Annotated in this window: 3 protein-coding genes; 1 reads left to right on the top strand and 2 read right to left on the bottom strand. The window is 63.0% G+C overall.

The window, feature by feature from the left end:
- Positions 1–42: 42 nt before the first annotated feature.
- Positions 43–696 carry a hypothetical protein gene (locus CIK75_RS15025; protein ID WP_096224566.1) on the bottom strand — a complete coding sequence of 218 codons (654 nt, stop codon included), beginning with the start codon at positions 694–696 and terminating at the stop codon, positions 43–45.
- Positions 697–1,362: 666 nt separating this feature from the next.
- On the opposite strand from CIK75_RS15025, the gene CIK75_RS15015 reads away from it, so the two are divergent.
- A complete protein-coding gene (locus CIK75_RS15015; RefSeq protein ID WP_158225981.1) occupies positions 1,363–2,076 on the top strand; it encodes a GNAT family N-acetyltransferase in 714 nt (237 codons plus the stop codon).
- Positions 2,077–2,266: 190 nt separating this feature from the next.
- Here the strand turns inward: CIK75_RS15015 and CIK75_RS15010 are convergent, their stop codons facing one another.
- Positions 2,267–2,878, bottom strand: a complete 612-nt coding sequence (locus CIK75_RS15010; RefSeq protein WP_096224563.1) for a hypothetical protein — start codon at positions 2,876–2,878, stop codon at positions 2,267–2,269.
- Between the last annotated feature and the right edge of the window lie 90 nt (positions 2,879–2,968).

Below are 2,968 nucleotides of genomic sequence, written 5' to 3'. Positions count from 1 at the left end.
AGGCGGGAAGCGGCGAAAACATGTCGATGCGACTCGCCCTGGCTACTTTTCCGTCTGGCGAGGATGGGATGTCCCCGAAGGGGTTTCCGGGTCGCGGTTGGCCACGTCGATTTGTTGGACTCGCTGCATGGATACTCCCAGCACCCGGGCGATTTCCGCCATCGTGAATCCCTGTTCGCGCAGCTGCCGAACCGACTGGGACCGCAGGGCCGCAGAGCGCTCTTCGAGAGCCTTGACCTCGGCGCGGATCTGCTCGTATTCCCTGACCGTCTGGGCTGCTGGCTCATTCAGGATGATCTCCAACTCAATGGTGATCTCCTCCGGGGCAATGCCCAAGGCCAGGGCGGAGCGTTGGCGCACCGCGTTGCGCGCCTGGTCCAGCGTCCGCGCCACGACCAAGGCTTCCAGGCCCTCGGCCACGACATCCCATCCTCCGGTCAAGGTCCGAGAGGCCCTGGCCCTGACGGTCCGGCCGGAACGGGCGTCGCCGTCGGCCTCGTCGGTCTCGGCAGGACGCCCGGCGGCCACCCACTGATCCAGCCTGGCGGGGTCATACCGTCGAGCACGCTCCCCAGGAGCTGCCGGCGCCCGAAGATCTCGGGACGTATTGTTCAGCCGGCTCATCACCTGGCGGAAGTACGTGGGGGACATACCAGCCCGCTCGGCGGCCTCGATCGCGCTCAGTGTTGCCTTCATCGGACGCGCCACCCTCCTGGTTCACAGCACTCGGAAATTCTTGAATAAAAATTACTCTACCGCACTTGAGAAAACTTAATAAGTCTGCGTACTCTCTAGATGTCAGATCAACCAACCAGGAGCGCAGCAACCATGGAAACGCCGAAGACCACCACCTACACANNAGCCCTCCACGACGTCAGCAAATCCGCCCACGAAGCAGGACTCGCCCACCCCACCGCGATCACCGCCGAAGCCTGGAAGGAGGCAATCGCCTGGGACCACGGAGGCCTCCAGGACGAAGCCGGACGACTGTGGGACGTCCTCTCAATGGCCAGGCTCGCCATCAAGGGCGTCGCAGCCGAAGGATCCGAAGCGACCTTCACCGTGTACCGCGTCCCCAACACCGAAGCCGCCGACGAAGCCGAGCCCACCGGACTCATCGTTCGCGCCGGCCCAGGAGACTCAAGGGAGCGGGTCCTGACGATCATGAGCTCCACGGAAGGCTGACCGTCACGCTCCTGCATCTTGGCCCCACCAGAGCGCAGGAGCACCCCCGCGCTGTCCCCGCGGGGACCAATGACCATGGGGACAGCACGGGCCTCCCATGCCGCGGGGGGATCCCCGGGTAGGCAGCACACGACCAGCGGCCGGAAACCGGCGAAACCGAACAAGAAGGATGACCCAGTGCTCGAACCGAAAAAGGCCCACAGCAAGAAGCTACGCAACCAAGCAAACGACTTCTTCGCCGCACATATCAACGACCCCTCACGCTTCCCCGTCTATCCCCTGGACGTCGAGAAGGAAAACCTTGGAGGCGCCAGCGACGTCGTCCTCGTTCGCTCGGGAAACGCGATCGCGGCAGCGGCCCACTACTCCGCGCCATACTCTGAGGTCATCCCACTGCCCCTTCAGCCCGAGAACAGGGCCGCAGCACTGAAAGACTTCGTCATGCTCTACAGCATCGCCGTAGCGAAAGAGCGCCGCGGAGCAGGACTAGGCGCAAAACTACTCACCCACGTCGAAGAGCAAGCCCTGGCAACCGGCCATCAGGTCATCTACGGAGTCTGCGAACCGGATTCCCAAGGCTTCTACGAACGAAACGGCTACAGCATCGGCGCACTCAACGAGCCCCTGACGCTGCAATGGGGCACCCGAAAAGCCCAATTTCCCATGGTCGGCCAAGCGCGCTGGTTCTGGAAAGAACTGGCAGGAGACAACGGCAGAACGCTCGTTCTCAACCCGCCACGGGTGGAGCTGGCCCATACCAGTGCATTTGCCGCGCACTCGGCCGCGCCCGCGCCAGGCGAGCCATCCTTGACCTCCAAGGAGACAGAGGGTGGCCCCGAAGAACATGCCAGTGCGTGGAAACGCCTGTGGAACTGGCTCGTCAACCGATAACCGGCCCCTCGTTTGGTGTCACACCACGGGGCATCCCGACTAAGGAACAAGGGCAACAGTTGGGCCCACCTCCGCCTCTGCCTCACCGTCGCCTCCAATTCTGGGGAACGTTCCCCAGAATTGGAGGCCCTGCGAACATAGGAGGATCAGGCGAATGTGGACCAGAGGTCTCACGGGCGTGTCGAGCTAACTAGTTGAGGCGCTGCCAGATATTGCCCGGGGCTGCTTTGAAACGCGCACCGGTCAGACGGCTGGCAGTGGCGTCATCAACGGACTCGGTGGTGAAAGCCACCCGTCCGGAGACGATGTCATGTCCGACGATCCAGCGGACCGCCCCCTGGGGGACGAAGCCCCCCAACGAAGGCACGATGAGGCCGCCATGAAAGCTAGTTGCCGTCTCTCCAGTCATCGGCCACCAACCGGTCCAGGAATTGTGGTGGATCCCGGGGGCATATCCCGCATCCGTGCGCACGAATCCTGCAATCGTCACCGGGTCGTAGGTCGGACCGTTTACGTGAACGGCCAGAAGCGGGATGTCCCCAAGCGCCGCGATGTCCGCGGGCGTGAACACTGCGATCTCTTGGCAATCGAGCTCGGAGTACAGGGTGCGACGCCCACTATCGCTGAAAGCGGTGTCGACGAGGCCGGCATCGACGAGCTTGCCCAATGCCCTGGAGCTGCAGCCAATCATTTGCGCGGCCGCGGTAGCAGTGATGAAGCTCTGCTCCTCTGCTGGCTCTGGCGGCAGGGCCGCGGGGGTCGGATGGATGTCCAGGTGTGAAGGGCGGTTGATCCGTTCCATTTTGAGTTCCGTTCATTGAGTGCCACGACCAATGGTCGTGACCTTCGACTTGGCTAACCCAGTGTGGGCAGCTGCTGCATTTCGAACTAT

This window comes from Glutamicibacter sp. BW78, from assembly GCF_002332245.1.
GTDB lineage: Bacteria > Actinomycetota > Actinomycetes > Actinomycetales > Micrococcaceae > Arthrobacter_H > Arthrobacter_H rhombi_A.
Note: the sequence above shows the minus strand (reverse complement) of the source record. Positions and strands in the feature narration are given on the sequence as shown.

Bases quoted from the DNA above. Each gene is read 5' to 3' on its own strand.
- CIK75_RS15025 (WP_096224566.1), bottom strand. From the start codon at position 696: ATGAAGGCAACACTGAGCGCGATCGAGGCCGCCGAGCGGGCTGGTATG.
- CIK75_RS15010 (WP_096224563.1), bottom strand. From the start codon at position 2,878: ATGGAACGGATCAACCGCCCTTCACACCTGGACATCCATCCGACCCCC.